The following is a 25,860-nucleotide window of genomic DNA, read 5'->3' as shown; positions in this document are numbered from 1 at the left end:
GACGGCGGGCGGCCGGCGTGGGTGCCGGCCGCCCGCCGTCGTTATTGCTGTCAGGGGTTAGGCGTTGCTTCAGGGGCTAGAGGCAGACGGGCTGGAACGCCGGGTCCGCCGGGCCGGACGGCTGGCCCAGGGCGTTGCCCACGAGCTGGTGGACCACGGGATCATTGGGCGTTTGATCGTGTTCGAAGACGTCCGCCGGGCACTTGTCCTGGATGGTGATGTTGGTGACCTGCCGCGCACTCCCATTCAGGAATTGGCTGTTGTACGGGATGACCACCTCGTCGTGGGTGGTGGAGATGACCGTGTAGGCGGGACCGGCCACGGTGTCGCCGATGGAGTTGAGTTCCTGCATGAACGGCGAGCCTGCCTGCTGGTCGGCGCAGGCGGCGCAGCCGGCGGCCGTGTAGTCGGGAGTGGGAACCAGGTCCGGCGGCGGCAGGATCACGCCTTTGGTGCCGTGGTTGGACGGGGCGATGCCGACGAGCTGGTGGACGTACTTGGCGCCGCCGAGGAAGCCCATGTAGTACCGGGGCATCATGCCGCCCTGGCTGTGGCCCACCAGGTCCACCTGCTTGGCGCCGGTGGCCGAGCGGACAGAGTCCACGAACGGGGCGAGCTCCTTTGCGGATTCGGTGACCGGAGCCGTGGCGTACACACCGTTGGTGGCGCCGTAGTTGAGGGCGAAGACACAGTAGCCCTGGCTCTTGAGGTACGGCGCCATGGTGGACCAGTTCTTCTCCATGCTCTCGAACGTGCCGGGAACAAGGATGACCGGATATGGGTGTTGCGCAGATGGCTTGCAGGTCCAGTCGTTGGCGCCCGGCGGAGAGACATCAACGGCCTGGGCAGGGACTGCCATCAGGGAGGAGGCAAGGACGGCGGCTGCCGCAACGGACAGGGCCCGGGTTAGGAGTGACATGGAAACCTCTTTGTTTGTCAGTCTGCGGGGCGCCGGGCCTCATGGTTTTGGGGGATCCATGAGGCCCGGCCGAGGTTTTCCATGCTTGCAGTGATGCCTTCCCTGCGCAGCGGATCTGCACAGACGTGCGGCCAAAATCCCGTCCCTGCAGCGCGGCCATGTGCACCTGATGTGACCCACGGCACAGGTATTGTTACTGGTGAGTAGCTATTTTTGGTCTTATCGCGGCGTGGACGGGCTCCCAGCGGCGTTTGCACAAATGTGCAGTTTTGCGGCTCGCGCCGAGATCGCCGGAGCGGTGTCCGGGTCGCCGGAGCGGTGCGAACTCGCCGGAACGTTCCGGCGGGCTCGCACCGCTCCGGCGATCTCGAGGGCTGGCGGATTCAGGGCGCCCGAGGATCCAGCCCGGGCGTAGACAGCGTCAGGCCAACAGCCAGCGTTTCCAGCGTGGCTGCTCGGGTGGCGGCGTCGGTTCCGGTTCCGGCTCCTCGCCCAACGCCATCGCGGCCTGGACGAGGTCGTCAGCGGTGAGCGTCATGACGGCCTCCCGGTCGAGCGCGTCGAGGCTTTGGTCCTTGTCGAGGGAGAGCCGCAGCGCCTGCCTGTTGAGCGCTTGCTCGAACAGCGTGCGGGCGAACCGTGCGTTGCCGGAGTCTTCACCGGCGTGGAGCCCGGTGAAGATGCGGCGCAGCATCTGGTCCGCGTCCGGCTCCAGGATGTACTCGTGCTGGGCCAGCATCTGGCTGAAGATGGCCAGGAGTGCGTCCACGGAGTAGTCCGGGAACGTGATCTCGCGGGCGAACCGGGAGCGGAGTCCGGGGTTGGAGAGCAGGAAAGCCTCCATCAGCCGCGGGTACCCGGCCACGATCACCACCAGGCGGTGGCGGTGGTCCTCCATGCGTTTGAGCAGGACCTCGATGGCTTCCGGGCCGAAGTCCATCCGGCCGTCCTCCGGGGCGAGCGCATAGGCCTCGTCGATGAACAGGACGCCGTCCAGTGCGCGCCGGATTACCCGGTCCGTCTTGATCGCGGTCTGGCCGACGTATTGCCCCACCAGGCCCGAACGGTCCACCTCGACCAGGTGGCCCTTCTGCAGCAGGCCAACCGCCCGGTACATCTCGGCCAGGAGCCGCGCCACGGTGGTTTTGCCCGTACCCGGGTTTCCGAGGAACACCAGGTGCTGTGAGGTGGCCACTTCCGGCAGGCCGTGCGCCTTGCGGCGTGCCTGGACCTGGAGCAGCGCGACCAGGGCACGCACCTGTTCCTTGACGGTCTCCAGTCCCACCAGCGCATCGAGCTCGGCTTGCAGCTCGGACAGCGGCCGCGCCGGCCCGGGCCTGGCACCCATAAGATCGCCGACGAGGTCGTCGACGCGTTCCGAACCGGGCAGCTTGAGTTGATCGGCGAGGTGGCCGATGGTTTCACGCAGGTCATCGAGCGGATTGCGGCTGAGAGCCATGCCTCCACTGTAGACCTCGATTCGCCACCGGGGCGGATGGGTCATGGGTGCGCTGGAGGATGGGGAGCACGCGCGGGGTTCTGCCTGGCGGACAGATCAGGGTGCCGACCGCGAACCTGTGTCCGTGCTCTGCCCTGTGGTCGGGACGAAGTTCCAGTCGAACGAACCGTCACCATGCAGCGTCAGCCGGAGAAACCCGTGGGTGTCGCTGAACCGCTTGGCGATGTATTTTGGGCTGCTGGTGAACGGGCGGAGGGTGCGGCCTCCCGTTGAAACCTGGAAGGCTGTCATGCCGTCATCGACGCACGTATCCGCATTATCCACGGGGCAGGACCGCTCGTAGTTGTGTTGTGAGGCGGACAGGGTCAGCCGGACCCGGTGCTTCCACATCACGTTGATCCAGGGCTTATGGTTTGCGGCCCGCTCATGTTCGTCCGTGTCCGACGTGAAGTAGGGCTCGTGGTAGACCACCGCAAGGTGTTTGCCTGCTGCCCTGGCGGCACCGAGGTCAGTGTCCAGCCATGTTGTCGCGGCGGAAGCCGCTGCCTTGTCGTACCGCCACAGCCCGGAAGGCAGGAATGCGAAGTGCCAGTTCCCAAAGTCCTTTGAATACGGTTTTTCGTTGGGAATGAAGCCCCTTTCCTCGTTGATGGCCGCTTTCGCGTCCGAGCCCGGGCACTGGCCGTTCATGAAATCATCAAGGTCTTCGTTGCGGCCCGGTTGCCAGTCGTGGTTGGGGGCGGACACCCAGTACAGCTTGGGCATCGTGCCGCCCCACAGCTGCGTCCAGTAGTCCACGTAGTCCCGGCAGTAGGCGGTGTCGTACTGGAAGTCGCCGAGCCCGAGGAACGCATCGATCTCATTGTCCTTAACAAGCCGGGAGATGGCCGCACCGTTCCGGCCAGACCTGCTGTCCGGGTCCGCGTTCCCCTCGGGGTTCATGTCCCCGACGGCGGCGATCCGGACATCCGCCGCGGGGCCCGCGGTGCCGCCGGGCGGCCCAGGGGGTTCCGGGGCACCGGTGCAGCCCGCGGCGGCGGCCACCAGGAGGGCCGCAGCGATTGCGGCAACACCTCGAACGCGCTTGCGGTACGTCAACCCCACGAGGACCATGATCCTCCTCACCGAGCGCTAAAGGGAGGCGCCGCCGCAGATCACGTAGTTTTGGCCGGTGATGGACTTGCCATGCGGACCCAGCAGGAACGCGGCCAGGGCGGCCACATCCTCCGGGTCCACCAGGGCGCCCAGTGCAGGCAGCTTCACCGGAGTGGCGGCGCGGCCCGGGTCGTTCAGCATCGGGGTGTCGGTCGGGCCCGGGGAGAGCACGTTCACCGTGATCCCCCGCGGCGCGAGCTCCTGCGCCCACGTCCGGCCGAGCCCCATCAGCGCCGCCTTCGTCGCGGCGTAGTGGCTCTTACCCGGCATCCCCGTGGAGGTGCGGCTGCCCAGCAGGACGATCCGGCCGCCGTCGGGCATGGACGGCACCAGTTCGTTCGCCAGCACCGACGCGGCCGCAACGTGGACCGTGAACATCCCCGCCAGCGCCGCCGGGTCAAGGGAGCCAAGGTGCGCGGTGCGCTGGAATCCTGCGGCATGAACCAACGCGTCAACGGAACCCAGCCCGGCCAGGACATCCGGCAACGATTCGGGCTCCGAGAGATCGGCCTGGCGCCACGCGAACTTCCCGACCAGCGAAGCCCCGGTCCGACTCAGGCCTGTCACCTGCCACCCGTCGGCCAGGAGCCGCTCGGCTATCGCCTTGCCGATCCCCGAGCTGGTGCCGGTGACCACAGCATGCCGGGTCATGAGTCCCCGCCCGGCGTGGTGGTGCCCTCGTAGGCCCACTGCGGGTCGATCCGGACGAACTTGATGGCCTGCCGGAAGTATGTGTAGGCGATGTTGAGGGCGCCGTCCGGGCCTTGGTGGATGGACGGGTACGAGTACTCGCGGTTGAGCCCGTCACGGGAGTTGTTGGACAGGCAGTACCCGTCCCCCACGTCCAGGTTCCGGCGGATCGGCCACGTCCGGCCTGAATCCTCGGAGATGGCCAGCGTCATAGGTGAGCGCGGCGTCCCCCAGAAGGCGCGCTTCACGCCGTCGTCCGGAACAGAAGCATCCGGCTCGGCCACCTGCCCCTGTTCGTCGGCCAGGCCGTCGTCGTCAATCTCGTCGTAGAGGGACAGCCGCCGTTCGGTGCCCTCCCCCGCCCGGCTGTGGTTGTACACCAGGGCAAGGCGGCCGTCGGCGAGCGCGGTGAATTGGATGGAGGAGTTGTTGTTCGGCAGCTCGGTGGGGACGGGCTCGCTCCAGGTGGTGCCGTCGTCCGTGGAGCGGGATTCGTAGATCGAGTCGGCCCAGCGGCTGCGGAACAGGGCCAGCAGGGAGCCGTCGGCCACGGGCTGGATGTTCATGTGGACGCAGCCCAGGCTGCCGGGAAGCACGGTTTCGGTCCAGGTGGCGCCGGCGTCGTCGGAGATCATCACGGCGCTGTCGTCGCTGTTGCCCACCCACTTTTCGCCAGGCGTGGTGATGCAGCGGAAGATCGGGATGATCAGCCGGCCGGACGGGAGCACCACGGGCAGCTGGCGGACGAACACGCCGCCGGTCTCGTTGGCCGGGAACAGGGTCTCCACCTCACCCCAGGTGCGGCCGCTGTCCAGGGAGATACGACGGCGGACCTCGGCGGTGTCCTGGTTGCCCGCCTTCTGCGCGGTGTACAGCAGCCACAGGGCTTTGTCCGGCGCAACGAACAGGATGGGGTTTTGCTCGGACCGGGTGGAGTCATCCGAAAGCTGGACGGCGTCGGACCACTGCCTGCTGCCAGGCTCCAGGGTGGAGAACCAGATGGAGATGTCCGGCACGCCTTCCTGGGTGCCGCCGAACCACACACAGCCTAAACGGCCGTCGGGAAGGGTGAGCAGGTTGGCTGCGTGGCTCTGCACGGTGGGTGCGGGCAGGTAGGCGAAGTCGGCGCCGTCGGCCGTCTTGACCGCCCCGTCCGGGGTGATGGTGTTGTACGCGTCGGTTGTGGTGTTCTGCATGGGATTAGCTCTCCTTGGTGCCGGCATCGGAGCGGGCAGCGTCGAGGTGGGACTTGGCGATCTGTTCCAGGTGCGTCAGGTCCGAGGCCACGGTGGTGAACGTGTAGCCCTGCCGCAGCCGCTGGTTGGCAACTGTGCCAGCGGCCGTGTGGATGCCGGCGGCGATCCCCGCGGAGGCCGCTGCCTCGGCGATGGTTTCCAGTGCGGCGTTGAATTCGGTTTCGACGGCGGGATCCCCGGGGAAGGCACCGCCCACCGCAATGCAGAGGTCGGAGGGGCCAACGTAGATGCCGTCCAGGCCGGGGGTGGCGCATATTTCCTTGACGTTGGCCAGGCCCTCGGGGGTCTCGATCATGGCGAACACCAGGGTGGTGGCATTCGCCTCGGCCGGGACGGGCCCGATCCGCAGCGCCGAGCGCATGGGCCCGTAGGAGCGGCCGCCCAGCGGCGGGTACTTGGCGGCGGCCACGGCGGCAGCGGCGTCTTCGGCGTTGTTGATGAGCGGAACGATGACCCCCGCGGCGCCGGCGTCCAGTGCCTTGCCGATGGCGGTGAAGTCGTTGGCCTCCGTCCGGACCATGCCGACGGCGGTGTGCCCGGCGTCGATGGCCATCAGCCCGTTGAGCACGCCGGAGTAGCCGAGCAGTCCGTGCTGCGCGTCCAGGGCCACGTAGTCGTAGCCGAGCCGGCCGATGCGTTCGGTGGCCACGGGCGCGTCCAGCACCGCCCAATAGCCCACCGCCTGCTCACGGGCGCGGATCTTGCGGGCGAATTCGAGGGCCAGTTGGGAGGTCATCAGAGTCCTTCAGTTTCGTAATCGGTTCAGTCGGGAGGAATGGGTCAGCGGTTGTAGGCGGGCATGGGGCCGCGCAGCGAGGTGCCCACGGCGTCGCAGGCGTCCGCGACGTCGGCCGGCAGCGGCCCGTTGGCCACGGCGGCGATGTTGGCGCGCAGCTGTTCCACGTTGGAGCCGCCCAGCAGCATCGAGCCCACACCGTCGCGGTAGGCGAGCCAGCGCAGCGACAGTTCCGCGAGGGTCACGTCAGCGTCGGCTGCGATCCGGGACAGCTCGCCGATCGCGTCGAAGAGCTGCTTGTCCCAGTAACGCTGCGTGTACATGGCGGCGAGCTTGGAGTCTCCGTAGCGGCCCTCGGTGGGCTTGGCGTCGAAGCTGTGCTTGCCGGTGAGCAGGCCGCCGCCCAGCGGGTTGTAGACCATGGTGTGTACGTTGTGGGTGGACGCGAACTCGAGGTATTCCTCCTCCAGCCGGCGCGCCACCAGGTTGTAGAGCTGCTGCGCGACGACGGGCTGCGGCGCCCCCACTTCGCGTGCCGTGTGGATGACATCGGCGATCTGCCAGGCGGCGAAGTTGGACACGCCCAGCGCCCCGATTTTGCCTTCGGCGACCAGGGCCGCCACGGTGGAGAGCGTTTCGGCCAGCGGCGTGGCCCGGTCCGGCTGGTGCAGATAGAAGAGGTCGAGGCTGTCCACGCCCAGCCTGCGCAGGCTGCCTTCAACGCTGGCGCGCAGCCCCGCCGCGGAGAGCGGTGCATTGGAGCCGTGGTCCGCGTGCGGCATGCCGGCCTTCGAAGCCAGGATGACGGCGTCGCGCTTTCCCTTCAAAAGGCGTGCGAGCATCTCCTCGGTCACCCCGCCCACGTAGGCGTTGGCGGTGTCGATGGTGGTGATGCCGGCGGCGAGCGCTTCTTCCACCATCCGACCCGCGGTGGCCTCGTCAGCGGTGTCGCCGAACGTCATGGTCCCCAGGACCAGCCGGGAGATGGGTAGTTCCAGGCCGTCCACCTGGGTGCCGTTGGGCTGCGTGCTCATGCGTTGATTCCTCGTGGTTGCGTGTGTCAAAGGGTCAGGGCTGGTTGGCGAGCGCCAGGGAACGGACGATGTGCCGCGGCTTCAGGCCGGTCATGGTGGAGGGGTCCAGGGCCGCGCGGCGGAGTTTGCGGGTGTAGTCCTCCTTGGGGGCGGTCAGGACGTCGGCGGTAGGGCCGAGTTCCACGAGCTTGCCGCGCTGCATCACCATGACGGTATCGCTGATTTCCTGCACCACGCCAAGGTTGTGCGAGATGAACACGTAGGTGATGCCGGTTTCGTCCTGGATGGACTTGAGCAGCCGCAGCACCTGCGCCTGGACAGAGACGTCCAGGGCGCTGGTGGCTTCGTCGCAGACCAGCAGTTGGGGCTTGGAGGCCAGCGCCCGGGCGATCCCGATGCGCTGGCGCTGGCCGCCGGAAAACTCGCCGGGGTGCTTATCCAGGGACCGGACCGACAGGCCCACCTGGTCAATCAGCTTCGCCGCCGCCGCATGCCGTTCGGCCTTGGAGCGGACTCCCTGCAGCTTCAGCGGCTCGGCCACGATCTCCTGCGCGGTCATGTGCGGGTCCAGGGAGCCGTATGGATCCTGGAACACCATCTGGAACTTGGAGCGCAGCGGCCGCAGCTTGGCCTCGCTCATGGCCGCGATGTCGGTCCCGTCCAGGTTGATGGACCCGCTGGTGGGGGTCACCAGCCGCATCAGGGCCTTGGCGATGGTGGATTTGCCGCAGCCGGATTCACCCACCACGGCGATCGTCTTGCCTTTGTCCACGGAGAAGGAGACGTCGTCCACGGCGCGGAAGGTGCCGCCGGGGACGTGGTAGTCCACCACCAGGTTGTCGACGGCGAGAAACGGCTTAGTCATGGCGTGCTCCAGTAGTGGTCAGGGTGGAGTTGGGGGTTTCGTCCCACGGCCCCAGTACGGGCACCGCGGCCAGCAGGGTGCGGGTGTACTCCGTGGCGGGGTGGTCCACGATCTGCTGGACCTCGCCGGATTCGACGAAGGACCCGTCCTTCATCACGTGGATCCTGTCAGAGATGAGCCGGGCCACGCCGAGGTCGTGCGTGATCATCAGGATGCCGATGCCGCGCTGTTCCTGCAGTTCCAGCAGCAGGTCCAGGATGCCGCCCTGCACCGTGACGTCCAGGGCCGATGTCGGCTCGTCCGCCACCAGCAATTGCGGCTCGGACGCCAAAGCGATGGCTATGAGCACGCGCTGCAGCATGCCGCCGGAGAGCTGGTGCGGGTACTTCTTCAGTTGCTTCTCCGGCGTGGGGATGTGCACCTGATCCAGCAGCCGCACGGCCCTGGCCTGCAGGGCCGCCTTGTCCTTGGCGGACGCGGCGCCGGCGATCCGGATGGCCTCGAACAGCTGGCTGCCGATCGAGTGCACCGGGCTCAGCGCCGTCATCGGGTCCTGCGGGATCAGCGCCAGCGTCCTGCCGCGCACCTTGTCGATGGCCTTGGGGTCGGCGGAGATGTCGACGCCGTCAATCAGCACGGTGCCGGACAGGACCGCCAGGTCCTCGGGCAGCAGGCGGAGGATGCCCATCGCCGTCGTAGATTTTCCCGAACCGGACTCCCCGATGATGGTGACCGTCTCGCCCCGGTGGATGCTGAAGCTGACGGAGTCCACGGCGCGGATGATGCCGGCGTCCGTGATCAGTTCCACCTGGAAGTCGCGGACCTCCAGCAGCGGCTGCTCGGTGAACGTGGGGGAAACAGACATGTCAGGCACCCTTCTTCTTGCGGCGGGGACGGTCGCGGAGGCCGTCGCCCAGCAGGTTGACGCCCACCACCATGAGCACGATCACCAGGCCGGGCAGGGTGACCATCCACCAGGAGGTGGTGATGTAGTCCTGGCCGTCGGAGATGATCCGGCCCCAAGTGGCGAAGGGGCGCTGGGGGCCGGCACCGAGGAAGGACAGCGCGGATTCGAGCAGCACGGCCTGCGCCAGCAGGAGCAGCACCACCAGGGTTGCCTGCTTGATGACGTTGGGGATGATGTGCCGGATCAGGATCTGGATGCGGTGCAGGCCCAGGATCCGGGCGGCGGAGACGTAAGGCTTTTCGCGTTCCACCAGGACCATGGAGCGGGTCAGGCGGGCCACCTCGGGCCACTGCGCGATGGCGATCACGAACGTGATCACGGGGATGGAGGGGCCGAAGAGGGCCACCACCAGCAGCAGCATCATCAGCAGCGGCAGGGACATCTGGGCTTCGAGGAGACGGGAGACAATGGTGTCCACCCAGCCGCCGAAGTAGCCGGCGGCGGAGCCGAGGATCACCCCGATGGCCCCTGAGACCAGGACTGCCATCAGGCCGATGGTCAGCGAGACCTGGCCGCCGTGCAGGACGCGGGAGAGCAGGTCGCGGCCCAGCTGGTCGGTACCGAACAGGTGGCCGTCGGTGAGCGGGGGCAGGCGCCGGGCGGCGAGGTCCTGGAAGTTGGCGTCCGGGAGCGGGAGCACGTTGGCCAGGATGATCGGGATGATCACCAGCAGGGTGCAGATGGCGCCGACCACCAGTTTCCATTGCGCGGCTTTCCGACGTCGGGTGGCGCCGGCGCGGGCAAGGTCCGCCTTGGTGACGGCGCTGGGGCTTGGCTGCCGGGTTGGCGCGCCGGTGCTTCCGGACGGGCCGGCCGGGGTTGCGGTGTGGAGGCTCATGCTGTGGCCGCCTTTCCGAGACGAACGCGGGGATCAAGGAGCGGGTAGGCGAGGTCGATCAGCAGCTGCACGCCTACGGCCAGGAGCGCGGTGATGAGGACCGTGGCCTGGATGAGGGGGTAGTCGCGGGTTTCCAGGGCCCGGACGATCAGGGAGCCGACGCCGGGCCAGGCGAACACCACTTCCACCACCACCACGCCGTTGAGCATCGCGGCAAACCGGGTGCCCAGTGCGGTGAAGACGGGGATGGCGGAGTTGCCCATGGCGTAGCGCCAGGTGAGCACGGAGTTCTTCACGCCGCGGGAGCGGGCCACGGTGAGGTACGGGGCGGCCAGGTTGTTGGTCATCTCGCGGCGCACCATGCGGGAGATCAGCGCGATCTGCAGGATGGCGATGGTGACCGTGGGCAGGACCAGGCCGCCCCAGGTGGCGAAGCCGGAGGCAGGAAAGAGGGGGACCAGCACGGCAAACCCGGTGAGCAGCATGATGCCGGTCCAGAAATCGGGCATGGACTGCCCGGCGATGGTGAGCACGTTGACGCCGAATTCGCGGCCGGTGTCAGGGCGGCGGGACATCCACACCCCCAGCGGGATGGCGACGACGGCGGTCAGCAGGATTGCCGACGTCGCCAGGGTCAGGGTGTAGGGCAGGCGTTCGAAGACCACCTGCATGGCCGGCGCCTGGAACGAGTAGGACTGGCCGAGGTTGCCGCTGAACAGTTGCTGCAGGAAGATCCAGTACTGCTCCAGGAGGGGCTTGTCCAGGCCGAACTGTTCGCGCACCTTGGCGAGCTGTTCGGAAGTGGCCAGCGGACCGGCGTAGGAGACGGCGGGGTCGCCGGGGGCCATGCGGATCAGGATGAACACGGTGGATACCGTAAGGAACACGGTGAGCAGGCCTTGTCCCAGGCGTTTGAGGATGTAGTTCGTCATGGCTTAGGCCTCCAGCCGGACATCAACGAGGGGGTAGGAGTTGGTGGGTGCCAGGTTGATCCCGGACACCCGTTCCCGGTGGGCAAGGACGGACTTGGGCACGAACGCCCAGGCGCAGGGCCAGGTGTCCCAGACTGCCTGCTGGGCGTCGTTGAGCAGTTGCGTCCTGCGCGCCGGGTCCGCCTCGGCGGAAGCGGCCTGGATCTTGGCGGTGACCTCGGGGATGACGTACCCCTGGTAGGTGTCGCGGGTGGCTTCCTTTTCCGGGGTGCCGGCGTACATGCCTTGGAGCATGGTGATGGCCAGGCCGGTAGGGCTGGGGTAGCCGTTGGCCAGCAGGTCCCAGTCGCCCTGTTTGCCCTGGCGCCAGGCCATGATGTTGCCGCCGGGTTCGAACTGCTGGAGTTCGGCCTTGACGCCGATCTTGCCGAACATTTCCACCAAGGCTTCCATCACGGAGGTGTCGGAGGCGAATTCGCCGGTTTCCCAGATGATCTTCAGGGTGAGGTCCTTGACGCCAAGTTCTGCAAGGGTGGCCTTGGCCTTCTCGGGGTCGTAGACGTATTCGCCGGTCTTGTAGTAGCCGGTGAGGCTGGATGGGGTGACGCCTGCGGCCTGGGTGACGGAGTCCACCAGGACGTCCTTCACCAGGGACTGTCCGTCGATGGCCATGCTGAGGGCCTGGCGGACGCGGGGGTTGGCCAGCGGGTGGCCGGCGGGCTTGCGGAAATTGAAGAAGATCTGGTTGAGGCGCAGGCTTGAGGCTTCCTGCAGCGTGACGCCGGGCAGGCCTGCGAGCTGTTCGCGGGAGTCTGGGGTGATGGAGTCGATGACGTCCACCTCGCCGCTGCGCAGGGCGATGACGCGGCTGGATTCCTCAGGGAGGAACCGGACCTCCACGTTGTCGATGTGCGGCGCGGGACCCCAGTAGTTCTTGTTGCGTTCCAAGCTGTAGGTGCCGGCACCACGGTTGTACTTGGTGACAACATAAGGACCGGTGCCCAGGCCTTCCTGGAGTTCCTCCGGTTTGTTCTGTGCGGCCGGGGTTATCAGGATCATGCTCATCAGTGAGTCCAGGATGGGGACCGGCTTCTTGGTGACCATCCTGAACGTGCGGTCATCCATGGGGACAACCTCGGGGAATTCGGGGAAGAACCCGGCCACGAAGGAGCCCTGGACCTGCTTGTACATCTTCAGGGCGGTGGAGACGTCCTCCACCGTGACGGGGCTGTTGTCCGAGTAGCGGATGCCGTCGCGGAGCCGGACGGTCCATTCGGTGGGGCCGGTCATCTCGAAGCGTTCGGCCAGGACCAGGACGGGCTTGGTTTCGGGGCCGATGGCGGTGAGTCCCTGGCGGACCGAGCGTTGCACGGTGACGGCTGCGTCAAACTGGTTGAGCTTGTTGTCCAGGCTGACCAGGGACCGGTTGAGGGCCAGGGTCAGGGTGCTGGGTCCGGGGAGTCCGGTGGGGCCGGCGCAGCCGGCCAGGCTGCCGGTGCCCAGCAGAAACCCGGCGGCCGCACCGAACTGCAGGAGGCGGCGGCGGGAAATCTCACTTCCTTGAGGAAGAACGGTCATCGTTGACCTCTCGGTAGATCGGGGATGGCGGGCTGCCGGAATGGCTGCGCCGAATGTTGTGTCCATCACTTTGCCACTCCTGCGCAAATTGCGCAACCTATCTAGCGCGATTCGCGCAACCATGTCATGATGTTGGAAAGCTTCCCGCTGATTGGCGGGTTCCAGCCGACTATGACGAGAGGAGCACCGTGGCTTCCGTATTTGTGCAGGCCGACGACTTCTCCGGCGCCGCCGAGGTTGGCTATTGCTTTGTGGAACATGGGCTGACTGCGCAGGTCATTCTCGCCGCGTGTACGTCTTTCGGAACGCACGACGGCGGCCCCTCCTTTGCGGGAGAGGTCACCGACGTGGTGGTCGCCGATACACACTCCCGTGGCGTGTCCGGGGCGGAGGCTGAGGCGTTGGTGAAGGAGGCGTTCTCCGGTCCCGAGGCCTCTGCCGCACAGGTGCAGTTCAAGAAGATGGATTCCCTGTGGCGCGGCAACATCCAGGCTGAGGTGTCGGCCTTGGCCAGCCTTGGATTCCACGCCGTGATTGCGGGCGCACTCCCCCAGCTGCAGCGCACAGTACTCGGTGGCAAGCCGCTGGCTGCCGGCACTCCCCTGGCGGAAACGGACCTCTGGCAGGCCGAGCTGTCGGCCCCGCCAGTCGATGTTCCTTCATTGCTGGCCCCGGCGGATCCGTCCTCTGTGCGCTCCGTTGATCTGGCTGCGGTCCGCTCCGGATCCCTGGCTGCGAAGCTCGCCGGGCTGCTCGAATCCGAGCGGCCGCAGCTCGTGGTGGTGGACGGCGAGACCGTCCGGGACCTGGAGAACACCGTGGACGCCCTGCTGGACCTGGAGTTCCGGGCCGGCGGACGCCGCATCGTGCTGGTCGGAACCGGCGGGGCGGCCGATGTCCTCGCCCAGCGGCTCAGCCCACGACTTGCGCGAAATGCGCAACATGTGGCAACGGCTGACGCAACCACCGCGGAACCGCAGGAGGCACCCGGGCCGGTGCTCGCCGTCGTCGGCTCCGCTTCACAGACCGCGCAGGCGCAACTGGCTGCCCTTGAAGCCCAAGGGTTCACGGTGGTCCGGCTGCACCCGCTCTACGCCGGTGCGGACGGCGCCTACGTGTCCCAACTGGCCCAGGTTTCGGCGGATTTGCGGTCAGGTGCCCGCGTGATCATCACGTTGGCGGCCCAGAAAGTGGACCCGTCCGCCTCGACCCGCATCGTGCAGGCGCTGGCAAGGTTCGCCGCCGAGGCCGTCAAGGGAACTGGGGCCGACCTGATCCTCACCGGCGGTGAGACGGCCAGGGAAGTCCTGGACGCCGTCGGCCGCTCCAGCTTGGCGCCGCTCGCGGCGGTGCAGCACGGAGCCGTGCTGAGCCGCGCGGACGACGGGACGCTGGTGGGCACCAAGCCCGGCAGCTTCGGCGACCACCTGGCCCTCCTTCAGCTGTATGACGAAATCCGGAAGCGCCGCGGCCAGGCCGCCGCAGCTTCCACCCAAACCCTTTCCCACAAGACTTCCGAAGAATCTGGAGCAACAATGACTGACGAATCAACGCAGAACCAGCCCCTCCCCTACGTGGCCGTGACCATGGGCGACGGCGCCGGAGTTGGCCCCGAGGTGGTGGTGGCCGCCGTGCTGGATCCGCAGAGCAATGCTGAGTGCCGGCCCGTGGTGATCGGCGACGCGCTGCGGCTGCGGCAGGCGGCGGAGGTACTGGGCATCGGGGCGGACATCCGGCCGATCGAGGATGTGGACGATGCTGTGTTCACGCCGGGCCGGGTTAACGTCATCGATCTGGCGTTGCTGCCGGCAGACCTGCCGTGGGGCCAGCTCTCGCCCGTGGCCGGGCATGCCGCCTACGAATACATCCGGGTGGCCAGCGAGCTGGCGATGGCCGGGAAGGTGCAAGCCATTTGCACCGCGCCGCTGAACAAGGAGGCGCTGCACGCCGCCGGGCACATCTACCCCGGGCACACCGAGCTGCTGGCGCACCTGACCGGCACGGAGGAAGTGTCCATGATGCTCTCCACGCCCAAGATCAGGGTGATCCACGTGACCACGCACATCGGCCTGGTGGATGCCATCCGCAAGATCAACCCGGACCTGGTGGAGCGGACCATCCGCCGCGGCCACGAGGCGCTGGTGCGGGCGGGCATCCCCAACCCGAAGATCGGCGTGTGCGCCATCAACCCGCACGCCGGCGAGAACGGCCTGTTCGGGCAGGGCGAGGAAGCGGAGAAGATCGAGCCGGGCGTGAAGGCGGCGCAAGCGGACGGGATCAACGCCGTGGGCCCGCTGCCCGCGGACACGCTGTTCTTCCTGGCCGGCCGCGGTGATTACGACCTGGTGGTGGCCATGTACCACGACCAGGGGCACGGACCGGTGAAGGTGCTGGGGATCGAGGCAGGCGTGAACATCACGGTGGGCCTGCCGGTGATCCGGACCTCCGTGGACCACGGCACCGCGTTCGACATCGCGGGCAAGGCCATCGCCGATTCCCGGTCCATGGTGGAGGCCCTGCACCAGGCGGCAGAAATGGCCACCCGGCCGGCTGTGGCCGTGTAGTCCTCCGGTTTGATGAGGGCCGGAACTAGCATGGGTAGCACTGCCACCGCCATGCCCACGGGAAGGAGACCGGGAATGCTCAGCGCAAACGCGCGGCGCGAGGAGATCTACCACCTTGCCGTGACCACCGGCCTCGCGTCCGTGGAGGAGCTCTCGGCGAAGTTCGAGGTGACGGCGTCCACCATCCGCCGCGACCTGGCATTGCTGAACGGCCAGGGCCGCCTGGCCCGCACCTACGGCGGGGCAATGGCGCTGGGCGCGCACCCGGAGGCGTCGCTGCGGCAACGCACTGGTGAGGCGTTCGAGCAGAAGCATGCGATCGCCCGGTGGGCGGCCTCGGTAATCCAGCCCGGGGAGAGCATCCTGCTCGACGCCGGCTCCACCGCAGGTGCCCTGGCGCACGAGCTGCGCGGGTTTGACCGGTTGTCGGTCACGACGCCGGGAATCAACACGCTGCAGGAGCTGGCCGAATGCGATGGCATCGAGGTGGACTGCCTGGGCGGGCGGTTGCGCAGTGTTTCCCAGAGTTTCGTCGGCCCGCTGGCGGAGGCGGCGCTGGAGCGGATGAGCTTTGACCGCGTGTTCCTGGGGGCGGACGCCGTCACCGCCGACGACGGCATCTGCGAGGCCGACCACGCCCAGACCCGCCTCAAGGAGCTCATGGCCCGGCGCGGGCGCTCCGTCTACGTTTTGGCCGACTCCTCCAAGCTGGGCCTGCGGCCCTTCCACGCTTGGGTGCGGCTGGCGTTGCCGTGGACTTTGGTGACGGACGACGGCGCCGACCCCGCCCAGGTGCAGAAGTTCCGGGACGCGGGGGTCAGCGTTGAGGTGGCGGCGGTTGCTGCGTAGGTTCTGCCGGGTACGCTGCTGCTACCAAGCACCTGAATGAAACGGAGACGTCCATGCACGCCGTGCTCGAATACACCTACGCTGACGACTATCTTGAGAGCCGTGAACAGTACCGCGGCGACCATCTCAGGGCCGGGTGGGCAGCCGTGGAGCGCGGCGAGCTTCTGCTGGGCGGAGCAGCCGGCGAGGGCCCCTTCAAGGGACTGCTGATTTTCACCGGAGAGAATCCGCTCGAGGCCGCCAAAGCGTTTGCCGCCGCAGACCCTTACGTCATCAACGGCGTCGTGACATCGTGGGCCGCCAGCCCATGGACCACGGTATTGGGCAACGAGGCCGCTTCACCGGTCCACCCGTAGACGTGAGCGCTTGGCCGCACTGACCTGAACCTACTCGGCGATGTCTTCGGCCCACAGTTCCGGCTTGTCGGCTTGGAACGAGCGCATCATGTCCACGCAGCGCTGATCGTCCAGGACCACCACCTCAACTCCGCGTGCGCGCAGGAGGTCCAGTTCGCCGTCGAACGTGCGCGCCTCCCCCACCACCACGCGGGGGATCTTGAACTGGATGATGGTCCCCGCGCACATGGCACACGGGGCCAGCGTGGTGTAGAGCGTGGTGTCCCGGTAGCTCTTCTGCCGGCCGGCGGCGCGAAGCGCTGACATCTCGCCGTGCGCGATCGGATCGGCGTTCTGGACCCGTTCGTTGTGCCCGCTGGCGAAGACCTCACCGTCCCGGGCGATCGCGGCCCCAATGGGGATCCCGCCCTCGGCCAGGCTCTTCCGGGCGGCCTGGTAGGCGGCCTCGAATGCCTGAAAATCGTTGCTCTCCAGTGCCGGCGCGGCTGTTTCGTGCTGTTCGTGGGTCATAGCGGGGACCTTACGTCGTCGTGTGCGGCGATGGACTCGGCGATTCTCTTGATTGCCTCGAGTGTTTTCGGGATGCCGTCCAGCGCTTGCTGGGTGCGGTCGGCGATCTGCGCGTCTGCGTCGGCGCCGTACTTTTCTCCGAACATGGCGATCCCTTCGGGCAGGAATTCCCAGGACTCGGTGAGGACGGTTCCGGTGCCTGCCGGGGAGAGGGTGAAGCCCCAGCGGACGTATTTGCCGCCCACCACCCAGGCGAACTCGTGTCCCGGCTCGGCGGCCACCACCTGCGAGCGGGTCTCCCAGGTCCGTTCCGGGAGCTCGTTCCGGCCGGTGAACCAGGCGCCAACGTGGTCGGCGCTGGTCTCGTCGTCCCACCAGCACGCTTTGCAGACCGGGCTCCACTCACCGGTGCGGGTGACGTCGGAGACCAGGCTGTAGAGCGTCTCGGCTGATGCGTTGACCGTGACGGAATCCTGGTGTTGGCGGGGGCTGCTCTGGTTTATGGCTCCATCCTTGCAGACGGGCACTTCTTGTGCCGGGCTACAGGGCGCGCCTGTCCTCCCGCTCAAGAAGGATTCCGTCCGGCCACCCTCCTCCACGTGATCACCGAAATCCCAGAGGCCTGCCGGTAGGGTAGGGCAGCAGCAGTTCCACGCCACGATCTTGCCGGAACACGGCCGAAATAGATCTGGTTTGACCTAGATCCAAAACAGGGGGAAATCGTCTTGGAAGCAGCCGCAGTAACTACCTGGATGTTCGTCGAAGAATGTCCTATTCCGAATGACGTCATGGAGCTCATGGTTGGTGGGGAGCAGCCGGTCGCGGCCTACAGGACCTTCCGGGACAGCGCCATCTTCACAACCAAGCGCATGATTGTCCGGGATGCCCAGGGCATCACGGGTAAGAAAGTGGAGATCTATTCGCTCCCGTACTCGGCCATCAACATGTGGTCGTCAGAGAATGCCGGGAAATTCGATTTGGATGCGGAGTTGGAACTGTGGACACGGGCAGGGCATATCAAGATCAAAGTCGGCAAAAAAGCCGACATCCGGCGCCTCGACATGTTGATTGCCCACTCCGTTCTGGGAACGCAGCACTGATGTGATGGGCGCCGTCAGCGTTAGTTTGCCCGGTTCGGCTGAGCACCAGGCGCCCCAGCCTTGGCGAGCGTGAAGATCCCGTAGCGCATGGCACCGGTGCGGTAGGCCAGGATCAGGCGCGGGATGCTGAGGACGAAGACGCGGTTGCGGGCGCGAAGGGCCAGCCGGCGCATCTCGGGATCGACGAGCAGGGCCTTCACCAGCCGGCGAGCGCAGATCGGCCAGGTGCGGGCGACCCAGCGGCTGACATCCTCATAGCCGGTGACCTCAAAGCCGGCCGTCATAGCCATCGCCTCATATTCTTCGCGCGTGCCCATCGATGGCAGGCGCCCTTCGCGGCAGATCGGCTCCAGAAGGTGGCGGACCTTCCAACCGCTCGCATCGGTCTCGGCGAGCCACGCGCAGATGACGAACTGTCCGCCGGGTGCCAGCACGCGGTGCGCCTCGGCGAAAAACCGGGACTTGTCCACCATGTGCTCGCTCGACTCGATGGCCCACGCGGCATCGGCCGAGGCGTCGGCTAGCCCGTTGTCGAGCCAGTCGCGGACCTGGATGTCCACGGCCGGTACTGGGCGCCCGGCGGCATACTGGGCCTGCTCAGCGGAGAGGGTGAAGCCGGTAACCCTGACCCCGCGCATCACGGCGAGCCGCCGTGCCGTGGAGCCGCAGCCGCAGCCGATGTCCACGCACGCGTGGCCGAGTATGAGACCCAGCCGGCCGCCAACGGTGTCCACGAGCGCCTCTACCGCCTCGGCAGGTGTCTCGCGGCCCGTCGTCCACAGTCCGTGGTGGACATGATCGCCCCACACCCGGCGGTAGATGGGATCGAGCTCGTCGTAGTGGTCCGCCACCGCCACGGCGTCCTGGGAGATATCGGGGACGATCACGCCCCGACCCTACAACGGGGCATCAGCGCGACGGAAGGGAGGAACGACGACGAAACTCTACTTCCGCCGTCGTCCGTCCACCGGTCCCTACCAGTTCGTCGTTGACACGCTGGGGTGAAGGTTTGTCGTGGGTGTCGCTTAGAGTAAAAGCCGACGACGTGACGCACCAAACACGGGACCCCCAATGGACTTCTACGCCATCAATTCCCTGCGGGAGAACCATGCAGGCTGGTCACTGCTCCGTGCCCAGAGTGCCCCGCTGGCACTGACGTTTTTCATGGCCGCGTTCACGGGTCCCAATCAGCGCAACCTGGGCCGGCAGGAGCTGATCGATGTCCTGGATGACGTGCTGTTCGGCCTCCGCGACAGGGAAGGCGGGGACAGGTTCCCCCGTCCCGCGGGTGAATACCTTGATGACTGGGCGGCCGACGACCGCCAATGGCTAAGGAAGTACTACGTCCCCGGCGAGGACGAACCCCACTACGATCTCACGGCGGCCGCGGAGGACGTGGTCCGCTGGGTGGAGAACCTGCGCGGGCGGGACTTCGTCGCAACCCAATCCAGGCTCACCAGCATCTTCGCGGTCCTAAAACAGCTGGTGCAGCAGTCCGAGACGGACCCGGAGGTGCGGCTCGCAGAGCTGCAGCGCCAGCGGGACGGGATCGACGCCGAGATGCAGCGGATCCGCGAAGGCAACATCCGCGTTATGACCGGCCCGGAGGCATTGGACCACTTCCAGCAGCTGACGTCCCTGGCCAAGGACCTGCTGTCCGACTTCCGTGAGGTGGAGCAGAACTTCCGGAAACTGGACCGCCAGGTCCGCGAACAGATCGCCACGTGGGACGGTACGCAGGGTGAACTGCTGGAATCCATTTTCGACAACCAGCAGGACATCAGCAGTTCCCTCCAGGGGCGCACGTTCCAGGGGTTCTGGGACTACCTGATGTCGCCCCAGCTCCGCACCGAGCTGCAGGACCTGCTTCAGCGCGCCACCCGGATCGAAGCCCTGGCCAACGCGGACAGCCTGAACGCGCTGGCCAACCTCCACCAGGACTGGCTTCCCGCCGTTGAACAGACCCAGGCCACGGTCCGCCAGCTTTCCCAGCAAATGCGCCGGCTCCTGGACGACAAGGTGTTCCTGGAGAACAAACGCATCATGCAGCTGATCCGCCGCATTGAATCCGGTGCATTGGGCACCCGGGAGGCGCCGCCGTCGGGCGCTTTTATGGAGATTGACGCCCCATCCGTGGACGTGGTGCTGCCCTTTGAACGGCCCCTTTATGAGCCCAGCCGCAAAGTGCTGGTGGACGACGCCGTCGAAACGGCCGATGACGCCGATGTGGACGCCTCGGCCCTGTTCGGCCAGTTCTTCGTGGACAAGGAACGCCTGCAGGCCAACATTGACGCCATTCTGGCCGATGCGGAGCAGGCCACCCTCGCCGAAGTCACGGCAGCGTTCCCCCTCTCCCAAGGCTTGGCGGAGGTGGTGGCGTATTACCAGCTGGCCACCGAATCGGACTGGGCCACCATCAACCCGGAACAGTCCCAGCGCCTGTCCTGGCAGCTGCCGGACGGCTCCATCCGCGAAGCCACCATCGAACAGATCATCTTCGGAAGGCCGGCATGAACGTCCCAGCCCCAGCTGCCCCTGAAACCCGCACGCCGGAGGAGCTTCCCGCCGTCGTCACCCGGCTCTTCAAGGGCGTGCTGTACGCGGAGAACGACGAAAAGCTCTGGCAGTCCCTGCTCGGGCTGACCTCGCACGTGCGCGACTACGTGGCGGTGCTGGGCCTGGACCTGTTGCTGGACGAGTCTGAGGGGTACGCGTTCCTGCGGTCCAAGGATGATCCGGACGGCACGCTCCCCCGGCTCATTGCCCGCCGCTCCCTGACCTTCAACGTCAGCCTGCTGCTGGCCCTGCTCCGCCGGCGCATGATGGAGTTCGACATCAACAGCAGCGAGATCCGGCTCATCATGAGCGAGCAGGAAATCGCGGACATGGTCTCGGTGTTCCTGCCCGAATCCAGCAACGAGGCCCGGGTCCTTGACCGGCTGGGGGCTGACATCAAGAAAGTGGTGGAGCTCGGTTTCCTGCGCAAGCTCAGGGGGCAGGCGGACACGTACGAGGTGGCACGGATCCTGAAGGCGTACGTGGATGCGCAGTGGCTGGAGGAGTTCGACGCACGGCTGGATGACTATCGCCGGACGCTCGCCGGCGAGCCGCCCGCCTCTACGGAGCAGGGCAAGGCAACCGACGCCGCACGCACAATTGGGGAGGACCAGTGACCACGGATTTGGGCACGGACCTGCAGGAGAGCCTGTTCAGTCTGGATGAAACATCTGCCGACGGCGGCACTCCCCCGGGCTTCCGGCTGAACCGCCTGGAGCTGCTCAACTGGGGCACCTTCCATCAGGGGGTGCGCACGTTCCGACTGGACGGGGCCAACAGCCTGCTCACCGGCGACATCGGTTCGGGAAAGTCCACGGTGGTGGATGCGATCACCACACTGCTGCTTCCGGCGCACAAAATCGAGTACAACAAGGCCGCAGGGGCGCAGAAGAAGGAACGCTCCCTCATGTCGTACGTCCGGGGCTTCCACAAGAGTGCCCGGAGCGCCGGTGGAGAGTACTCCAAGCCGGTACCTTTGCGCGCCACCGGCCAGCTGACGGTGGTGCTGGGCGTTTTCCACAACGCCGTGCTCGGCAAGTGGGTCACGCTGGGCATCACGTTGTGGGCTACTCAGGAGGCGGGGCAGCCCAACCGGTTCTACTCGCTCGCGGAAGCGGACCAGACGATTGCGGCGGACTTCAGCAATTTTGGCCAGGACCCACTGAAGCTAAAGAAGAAGCTGCGTGCGGCCGGCGTATCGGTTCACGACGCCTTCGACCCGTACTCCGCAGCTTTCAAGCGCCAGTTCGGGATCAGCGGTAACCAGGCCATGGAGCTGTTCCACCGCACGGTGTCCATGAAGCAGGTGGAGAACATCACCTCGTTCGTCCGCGGCAACATGCTGGAGGAGGACGACGTCGCCGCCCGGATCACCAACCTGATCCACCACTTCGACGACCTGAAGAAAGCCCACGACGCCGTCCTCCGGGCCAAGGACCAGATCGCCCTGCTGACACCCATCAAGGAAGGCGCCGCCCTCCATGCCGGGCTGACCGCCGACGACGAGCTGGCCCGGAAACAGCGTGACCAGCTGCATCCGTGGTTCACGGACCGGAAACTGCAGCTGAGCCTGGAGCACCAGGCCGAGCTGGAGCGCACCGGTGTGCGGCTGCAGGAGGACTGGACTCGGCTGAACGGCGAAGTCAAGCAGCTGCGCCGGGACCTGGCCGGAGTGGATGAGGACATCCGCACCAACGGCGGCGGACGTCTCGCAGCAATCGACGCCGAACTTGCTGCTTTGGCCGCCAAGTCCGCCGAGCAGCGGCAGCGGTTCGAGGCCTACTCGGATGCAGCCGCGGAGCTTGGCCTGCCGGCCCCGGAGGACCGTGTCCTCTTTGACGCGAACCGGGCCCGCCTCGCCACCGTGGAACAGGAGTTGGCGGACCGGTCCAACGTGTTGCACGAAGAGCGGACAACGCTGTCCATCAGGCAAGCGGAACTCACCTCCAAGTCAGCGGAGATCAAGGCCGAGCTCACCAGCCTGCAGGCCCGCCGCAACCTGATCCCCCTACCCCAGCTGGACATCCGCCGTCGGCTCTGCGAAGGCACCGGGATCACGGACAGCGACCTGCCGTTCGTGGGCGAGCTGCTCAAGGTCCGCGAGGGCGAAGCCGCGTGGGAGGGCGCCGCGGAACGGACCCTCCACGGGTTCGCCCTCTCGCTCCTGGTCCCCGCGGAGCACTACGCCGCGGTCAGCAGCTGGGTGGACGCAAACAACCTGCGGGGCCGGCTGGTGTACCTGAGAATCGGGGAGTCCTACGCGCCCGGGGCCGCCGAGCCGGGCACGCTGGCGGCGAAGATCGCCATCAAGCAGGGGACCCCGTTCAGGGACTTCCTGCAGGACGAGCTCAGCAGCCGGTTCGATTACTTCTGCTGCGAGAACCTGGCCGATTTCCGCCGCTACCCGAAGGCGCTGACACCCAACGGCCAACTCAAAGGCGGGCGGGGCCGCCATGAGAAGGACGACCGCAAGGACCTGGCCGACCGGCGCAACTACGTGCTGGGATGGGACAACCACGACAAGATTGCCGGGTTCCGCGCCGACCTGGACGAGGTGCAGGGCACGCTGAAGGTTCTGGCCGGGCAGCTGGAGCGCGTCAACACCAAGCTGGGGTCGCTGGGCCGGCACAACCAGCAGCTCGGCACCGTCCGTTCCGTCACGGAATTCGGCGAGATCAGCTGGCACGCCACGGCCCGCAGCATCGAAGACCTGAAGGCAGAGAAGCGGGCCTTGGAAACCGCCAGCGACGTCCTGCAGCAGCTCATGGCCAAGCAACAGCAGGTCACGGCGGAGCTGGAGCGGCAGGAGGATAAAGCGGGCAAGCTCCGAGAACGGGTTGGCTCCAACGAGAAGGACGCGCGGGACATTGCCGAGGGAATCGAGGAATGCCGGGCTGTCCTGAGTGATTCACCGGTGACTGACGACGCGGGGGTGCTGGCCGCCGTCGGACGCCTCACCGACGCAGCACTCGGGGACAAGCCGCTCACGTACAAGAACACAGCCGCCGTGGAAAGCACTGTGCGGAACGGGTTGACGGACACCATCGACGCGTTGTCCAAGAGGATCGCCCGTGCAGCGGAGAGCACCGTCACCAAGATGGCGGATTTCCGCAACAAGTATCCGAACGAAACCACCGACGTCGACGCCTCGCTGGAAGCCGCGGCGGACTACAACCGGCTGCTGGAGCAGCTGGTGGGCAACGACCTGCCCCGGTTCGAGAACCAGTTCAAGGACCTGCTGAACCAGAACACTATCCGCGAGGTGGTGGCGTTCAATGCGTTCCTGGACAGCCGGCGGCAGAACATCATTGACCGGATCGGCGAGATCAACCAGTCCCTGTCAGGTATTCCGTACAACACGGGGCGGCACATCCAGCTGGAGCATCAGGCCACATCGGACCAGGACGTGCGGGAGTTCGGCAGCGACCTTCGGGCGTGCTCGGAGGGGACCATCGGTGGGATGGACCAGTACTCCGAGCAGAAGTACCTGCAGGTGGAGCGGCTGATCGACCGGTTCCGTGGCCGGGAAGGCCTGACGGACCTGGACCGGAAATGGACGGCGAAAGTGACCGACGTGCGGAACTGGTTCACGTTCTCGGCGTCGGAGAAGTGGACGGAGACCGGAGAGGAATACGAGCACTTCACGGATTCGGGCGGCAAGTCCGGCGGCCAGAAGGAGAAGCTGGCGTACACCATCCTGGCGGCGGCCCTGGCGTTCCAGTTCGGGCTGGGGTCCGGCAAAGGCGCGGGCAGGAACGCCGGCAGCGGCAGGAGCTTCCGGTTCGTGGTGATTGACGAGGCGTTCGGCCGCGGCTCGGACGAGTCCGCCCGCTATGGGTTGGAGCTGTTCCAGCGGATGAAGCTGCAGCTGCTGATCGTCACTCCCCTGACGAAGATCCACGTGATCGAGCCGTACGTCTCGCACGTTGGGTTCGTGGCGAACACCAACGGCGACGATTCGCAGCTGCGCAACCTGACCATCCAGGAGTACCGCGCGGAGAAGGACCGGCATGGCGGCTGACTCCTGGACCACGCTGGCGGACCTGAAGGCCCTGTCGTTGAAGGCCTGGAGCAGCGGTTCGCTCCTCCGTGAGCTGCTGGAACCCACCGGGCTGTACCCCCGGCGTCGTCCGTTGAAGCGTCCGACGGCGGCCGAGCTGCTCAGCGATTACGCGGCGGTCCGCGCGTGGGCAGCTGAGCTTTTTTCCGGGGCAGGTGCCTACTCATTGGAGACGGTAGAGACCGGGCGGCGGACTGTGGGGGCCAATTCCCTTCCCCGCGCGGCTGTATTTGCCACTGTTGAGGACGAGATCGGCTTTGTGGGGAAGGCACGGGAGGCCGGGGTCTTCCGGTCCCTTGTCGACGGACTTGGCGCGCTGGATCCCGGGTTCATCACTTGGGCCGCCCGGCGCCCGCTGAAGCTCCTGGACCTGGGTTCGGACGCCCCGACTGCGGCGCGAGTGGCATTATGGCTCCGCAACAACCCGGCCCCGGGTATCTTCGTCCGGCAGATCGGATTGCCGGGCGTGCACACGAAGTTCATCGAGCGGCACCGGCAGGTTATTGACCAAATGCTGGTCACCCTCGAGCCTTCTTCGCGCGACCAGGAAATGTCCGCGGGTGACGACGAGCTGGAGTCCTCGGGCCGTGATTCGGGGCTCGAAGACAGCGCGGGAAGGACACCTGCGGCGAGATTTGCCCGCCGGCACGGGTTCCTGCACCCTCCGGAGTTAGTGAGGTTTCGTCTGTTGGATCCTGCAATTGACCAGTTCGGTGGGGCGCGGGACATCACATTGACAGCCGAAGCGTTCGGCGGGTTGCGGCTGCCGGTGGATACCGTCATCGCAACGGAAAACCAGGTCAATTTCCTGGCGCTTCCCGACCGCCCTGGGACGCTGGCACTTTTTGGGGGCGGGTACGGATTCTCTTCCCTGCGGGACGCCGCATGGCTCCGTGACTGCCGTGTCCTCTACTGGGGCGACATTGACACCCACGGCTTCCGGATCCTCGACCAGCTCCGGGCCGCCCATCCGCATGTGGAGAGTGTCCTGATGGATGAGCGAACCCTGCTTGCACACAGGGATGCCTGGGGTAGAGAAGAATCGCCCTCGCGGGCGGCGCTTGCGAGGCTGGCGGCGGCAGAAGCGGCGCTCTACGAATCGCTGGGGAACAGCACCTATGGCTCGAATATTCGTCTGGAGCAGGAGCTGATCAACTGGTGCTGGGCGCTCAAAGTGCTGGGGGCCTGAGTCCTTATCCCAGTTACCGGGCCAGGCCGAGAAAAGACAGCGAGCGACTGCTCCACAGCCACCATCGTTTCCGAATTCGTAGCGGCTCACGCCGGCCAGTCTTCTGAAATCTGCTCGACGAAATCCTGGTCGTCTGTAGTGCGGTCAGTGGCTGCGACGGCGCGTGCCTGGCGGTGGGCTGGAGCACGGGGCCTTCCACCAGAGCGAAGGGGAAGGGCGACGACGGAACGTGCGTCCCGCCGTCGTC

The 25,860-nt window shown here is 66.6% G+C and carries 23 protein-coding genes; 8 read left to right on the top strand and 15 right to left on the bottom strand.

The genetic code is table 11. From position 1 onward, the window contains the following. Positions 1–76: 76 nt before the first annotated feature. The 12 genes from AC4EEV_RS16670 to AC4EEV_RS16615 form a co-directional block, all read right to left on the bottom strand. Positions 77–919: an esterase/lipase family protein gene (locus AC4EEV_RS16670; RefSeq protein WP_491329514.1), complete on the bottom strand. Its 843-nt coding sequence runs from the start codon at positions 917–919 to the stop codon at positions 77–79. Between the two features lie 421 nt (positions 920–1,340). Next, complete coding sequence (locus AC4EEV_RS16665) at positions 1,341–2,378, bottom strand: AAA family ATPase (RefSeq protein ID WP_018762010.1); 1,038 nt, start codon at positions 2,376–2,378, stop codon at positions 1,341–1,343. 96 nt (positions 2,379–2,474) lie between these two features. Next, complete coding sequence (locus AC4EEV_RS16660; RefSeq protein WP_491329513.1) at positions 2,475–3,491, bottom strand: metallophosphoesterase family protein; 1,017 nt, start codon at positions 3,489–3,491, stop codon at positions 2,475–2,477. An 18-nt stretch (positions 3,492–3,509) separates the two neighbouring features. Continuing rightward, positions 3,510–4,184 (bottom strand): SDR family NAD(P)-dependent oxidoreductase, encoded by a 675-nt coding sequence (locus tag AC4EEV_RS16655; protein ID WP_491329512.1) that lies wholly within the window; start codon positions 4,182–4,184, stop codon positions 3,510–3,512. After that, complete coding sequence (locus tag AC4EEV_RS16650; RefSeq protein ID WP_491329511.1) at positions 4,181–5,419, bottom strand: sialidase family protein; 1,239 nt, start codon at positions 5,417–5,419, stop codon at positions 4,181–4,183. The genes AC4EEV_RS16655 and AC4EEV_RS16650 overlap by 4 nt, the downstream gene beginning before the upstream one ends. A gap of 4 nt (positions 5,420–5,423) precedes the next feature. Further along, positions 5,424–6,215 carry an HpcH/HpaI aldolase family protein gene (locus AC4EEV_RS16645; RefSeq protein ID WP_491329510.1) on the bottom strand — a complete coding sequence of 264 codons (792 nt, stop codon included), beginning with the start codon at positions 6,213–6,215 and terminating at the stop codon, positions 5,424–5,426. A 44-nt stretch (positions 6,216–6,259) separates the two neighbouring features. Further along, positions 6,260–7,249: an aldo/keto reductase gene (locus tag AC4EEV_RS16640; protein WP_491329509.1), complete on the bottom strand. Its 990-nt coding sequence runs from the start codon at positions 7,247–7,249 to the stop codon at positions 6,260–6,262. A gap of 34 nt (positions 7,250–7,283) precedes the next feature. Beyond that, positions 7,284–8,114 (bottom strand): ATP-binding cassette domain-containing protein, encoded by an 831-nt coding sequence (locus AC4EEV_RS16635; RefSeq protein ID WP_491329508.1) that lies wholly within the window; start codon positions 8,112–8,114, stop codon positions 7,284–7,286. Continuing rightward, the gene (locus AC4EEV_RS16630) at positions 8,107–8,979 is read right to left on the bottom strand and encodes an ABC transporter ATP-binding protein (protein WP_491329507.1); all 873 of its coding nucleotides are present in this window, start codon (positions 8,977–8,979) and stop codon (positions 8,107–8,109) included. Before AC4EEV_RS16630 ends, AC4EEV_RS16635 begins: the two co-directional genes overlap by 8 nt. A 1-nt stretch (position 8,980) precedes the next feature. Then, positions 8,981–9,919, bottom strand: coding sequence for an ABC transporter permease (locus tag AC4EEV_RS16625; RefSeq protein ID WP_491329506.1), 939 nt, complete (start codon positions 9,917–9,919; stop codon positions 8,981–8,983). After that, complete coding sequence (locus tag AC4EEV_RS16620) at positions 9,916–10,851, bottom strand: ABC transporter permease (RefSeq protein WP_018762019.1); 936 nt, start codon at positions 10,849–10,851, stop codon at positions 9,916–9,918. Before AC4EEV_RS16620 ends, AC4EEV_RS16625 begins: the two co-directional genes overlap by 4 nt. Positions 10,852–10,854: 3 nt before the next feature. Further along, complete coding sequence (locus AC4EEV_RS16615; RefSeq protein ID WP_491329505.1) at positions 10,855–12,429, bottom strand: ABC transporter substrate-binding protein; 1,575 nt, start codon at positions 12,427–12,429, stop codon at positions 10,855–10,857. Positions 12,430–12,617: 188 nt separating this feature from the next. Here AC4EEV_RS16615 and pdxA point away from each other — a divergent pair, with 188 nt between their 5' ends. From pdxA to AC4EEV_RS16600, 3 genes are all read left to right on the top strand, one after another. Further along, a complete protein-coding gene (pdxA, locus tag AC4EEV_RS16610; protein WP_491329504.1) occupies positions 12,618–14,993 on the top strand; it encodes a 4-hydroxythreonine-4-phosphate dehydrogenase PdxA in 2,376 nt (791 codons plus the stop codon). Between the two features lie 75 nt (positions 14,994–15,068). Beyond that, positions 15,069–15,842 (top strand): DeoR/GlpR family DNA-binding transcription regulator, encoded by a 774-nt coding sequence (locus tag AC4EEV_RS16605; RefSeq protein ID WP_491329503.1) that lies wholly within the window; start codon positions 15,069–15,071, stop codon positions 15,840–15,842. Between the two features lie 53 nt (positions 15,843–15,895). Further along, positions 15,896–16,198 carry a YciI-like protein gene (locus AC4EEV_RS16600; RefSeq protein ID WP_491329502.1) on the top strand — a complete coding sequence of 101 codons (303 nt, stop codon included), beginning with the start codon at positions 15,896–15,898 and terminating at the stop codon, positions 16,196–16,198. A gap of 30 nt (positions 16,199–16,228) precedes the next feature. Here the strand turns inward: AC4EEV_RS16600 and AC4EEV_RS16595 are convergent, their stop codons facing one another. Next, positions 16,229–16,708, bottom strand: coding sequence for a nucleoside deaminase (locus tag AC4EEV_RS16595; RefSeq protein ID WP_491329501.1), 480 nt, complete (start codon positions 16,706–16,708; stop codon positions 16,229–16,231). Continuing rightward, on the bottom strand, positions 16,705–17,235 hold the full coding sequence (locus AC4EEV_RS16590; RefSeq protein WP_491329500.1) for an SRPBCC family protein: 531 nt from the start codon (positions 17,233–17,235) through the stop codon (positions 16,705–16,707). Before AC4EEV_RS16590 ends, AC4EEV_RS16595 begins: the two co-directional genes overlap by 4 nt. 225 nt (positions 17,236–17,460) lie before the next feature. Between AC4EEV_RS16590 and AC4EEV_RS16585 the strand changes: the two genes are divergently transcribed. Next, positions 17,461–17,808 carry a PH domain-containing protein gene (locus AC4EEV_RS16585; protein WP_206073952.1) on the top strand — a complete coding sequence of 116 codons (348 nt, stop codon included), beginning with the start codon at positions 17,461–17,463 and terminating at the stop codon, positions 17,806–17,808. A 20-nt stretch (positions 17,809–17,828) separates the two neighbouring features. Here the strand turns inward: AC4EEV_RS16585 and AC4EEV_RS16580 are convergent, their stop codons facing one another. Beyond that, positions 17,829–18,695: a class I SAM-dependent methyltransferase gene (locus AC4EEV_RS16580; RefSeq protein ID WP_491329499.1), complete on the bottom strand. Its 867-nt coding sequence runs from the start codon at positions 18,693–18,695 to the stop codon at positions 17,829–17,831. 184 nt (positions 18,696–18,879) lie between these two features. Here AC4EEV_RS16580 and AC4EEV_RS16575 point away from each other — a divergent pair, with 184 nt between their 5' ends. From AC4EEV_RS16575 to AC4EEV_RS16560, 4 genes are read left to right on the top strand one after another with little or no spacing between them, the layout of a single operon-like run. Then, on the top strand, positions 18,880–20,322 hold the full coding sequence (locus tag AC4EEV_RS16575; RefSeq protein ID WP_491329498.1) for a DUF3375 domain-containing protein: 1,443 nt from the start codon (positions 18,880–18,882) through the stop codon (positions 20,320–20,322). Further along, positions 20,319–20,981, top strand: a complete 663-nt coding sequence (locus AC4EEV_RS16570) for a DUF4194 domain-containing protein (protein WP_491329497.1) — start codon at positions 20,319–20,321, stop codon at positions 20,979–20,981. The genes AC4EEV_RS16575 and AC4EEV_RS16570 overlap by 4 nt, the downstream gene beginning before the upstream one ends. Next, positions 20,978–24,385 (top strand): ATP-binding protein, encoded by a 3,408-nt coding sequence (locus tag AC4EEV_RS16565; RefSeq protein WP_491329496.1) that lies wholly within the window; start codon positions 20,978–20,980, stop codon positions 24,383–24,385. Before AC4EEV_RS16570 ends, AC4EEV_RS16565 begins: the two co-directional genes overlap by 4 nt. After that, positions 24,375–25,613 carry a Wadjet anti-phage system protein JetD domain-containing protein gene (locus tag AC4EEV_RS16560; protein WP_491329495.1) on the top strand — a complete coding sequence of 413 codons (1,239 nt, stop codon included), beginning with the start codon at positions 24,375–24,377 and terminating at the stop codon, positions 25,611–25,613. The genes AC4EEV_RS16565 and AC4EEV_RS16560 overlap by 11 nt, the downstream gene beginning before the upstream one ends. The last annotated feature ends 247 nt before the right edge of the window (positions 25,614–25,860 follow it).

The sequence above is a fragment of the Pseudarthrobacter sp. MOO14 genome, assembly GCF_058267675.1.
Note: the sequence above shows the minus strand (reverse complement) of the source record. Positions and strands in the feature narration are given on the sequence as shown.

What these genes read in the sequence shown, in the direction of transcription:
- AC4EEV_RS16670 (WP_491329514.1), bottom strand. Translation starts at nt 919, where the DNA reads ATGTCACTCCTAACCCGGGCCCTGTCCGTTGCGGCAGCCGCCGTCCTT.
- AC4EEV_RS16665 (WP_018762010.1), bottom strand. Translation starts at nt 2,378, where the DNA reads ATGGCTCTCAGCCGCAATCCGCTCGATGACCTGCGTGAAACCATCGGC.
- AC4EEV_RS16660 (WP_491329513.1), bottom strand. Translation starts at nt 3,491, where the DNA reads ATGGTCCTCGTGGGGTTGACGTACCGCAAGCGCGTTCGAGGTGTTGCC.
- AC4EEV_RS16655 (WP_491329512.1), bottom strand. Translation starts at nt 4,184, where the DNA reads ATGACCCGGCATGCTGTGGTCACCGGCACCAGCTCGGGGATCGGCAAG.
- AC4EEV_RS16650 (WP_491329511.1), bottom strand. Translation starts at nt 5,419, where the DNA reads ATGCAGAACACCACAACCGACGCGTACAACACCATCACCCCGGACGGG.
- AC4EEV_RS16645 (WP_491329510.1), bottom strand. Translation starts at nt 6,215, where the DNA reads ATGACCTCCCAACTGGCCCTCGAATTCGCCCGCAAGATCCGCGCCCGT.
- AC4EEV_RS16640 (WP_491329509.1), bottom strand. Translation starts at nt 7,249, where the DNA reads ATGAGCACGCAGCCCAACGGCACCCAGGTGGACGGCCTGGAACTACCC.
- AC4EEV_RS16635 (WP_491329508.1), bottom strand. Translation starts at nt 8,114, where the DNA reads ATGACTAAGCCGTTTCTCGCCGTCGACAACCTGGTGGTGGACTACCAC.
- AC4EEV_RS16630 (WP_491329507.1), bottom strand. Translation starts at nt 8,979, where the DNA reads ATGTCTGTTTCCCCCACGTTCACCGAGCAGCCGCTGCTGGAGGTCCGC.
- AC4EEV_RS16625 (WP_491329506.1), bottom strand. Translation starts at nt 9,919, where the DNA reads ATGAGCCTCCACACCGCAACCCCGGCCGGCCCGTCCGGAAGCACCGGC.
- AC4EEV_RS16620 (WP_018762019.1), bottom strand. Translation starts at nt 10,851, where the DNA reads ATGACGAACTACATCCTCAAACGCCTGGGACAAGGCCTGCTCACCGTG.
- AC4EEV_RS16615 (WP_491329505.1), bottom strand. Translation starts at nt 12,429, where the DNA reads ATGACCGTTCTTCCTCAAGGAAGTGAGATTTCCCGCCGCCGCCTCCTG.
- AC4EEV_RS16605 (WP_491329503.1), top strand. Translation starts at nt 15,069, where the DNA reads ATGCTCAGCGCAAACGCGCGGCGCGAGGAGATCTACCACCTTGCCGTG.
- AC4EEV_RS16600 (WP_491329502.1), top strand. Translation starts at nt 15,896, where the DNA reads ATGCACGCCGTGCTCGAATACACCTACGCTGACGACTATCTTGAGAGC.
- AC4EEV_RS16595 (WP_491329501.1), bottom strand. Translation starts at nt 16,708, where the DNA reads ATGACCCACGAACAGCACGAAACAGCCGCGCCGGCACTGGAGAGCAAC.
- AC4EEV_RS16585 (WP_206073952.1), top strand. Translation starts at nt 17,461, where the DNA reads ATGTTCGTCGAAGAATGTCCTATTCCGAATGACGTCATGGAGCTCATG.
- AC4EEV_RS16575 (WP_491329498.1), top strand. Translation starts at nt 18,880, where the DNA reads ATGGACTTCTACGCCATCAATTCCCTGCGGGAGAACCATGCAGGCTGG.
- AC4EEV_RS16570 (WP_491329497.1), top strand. Translation starts at nt 20,319, where the DNA reads ATGAACGTCCCAGCCCCAGCTGCCCCTGAAACCCGCACGCCGGAGGAG.
- AC4EEV_RS16560 (WP_491329495.1), top strand. Translation starts at nt 24,375, where the DNA reads ATGGCGGCTGACTCCTGGACCACGCTGGCGGACCTGAAGGCCCTGTCG.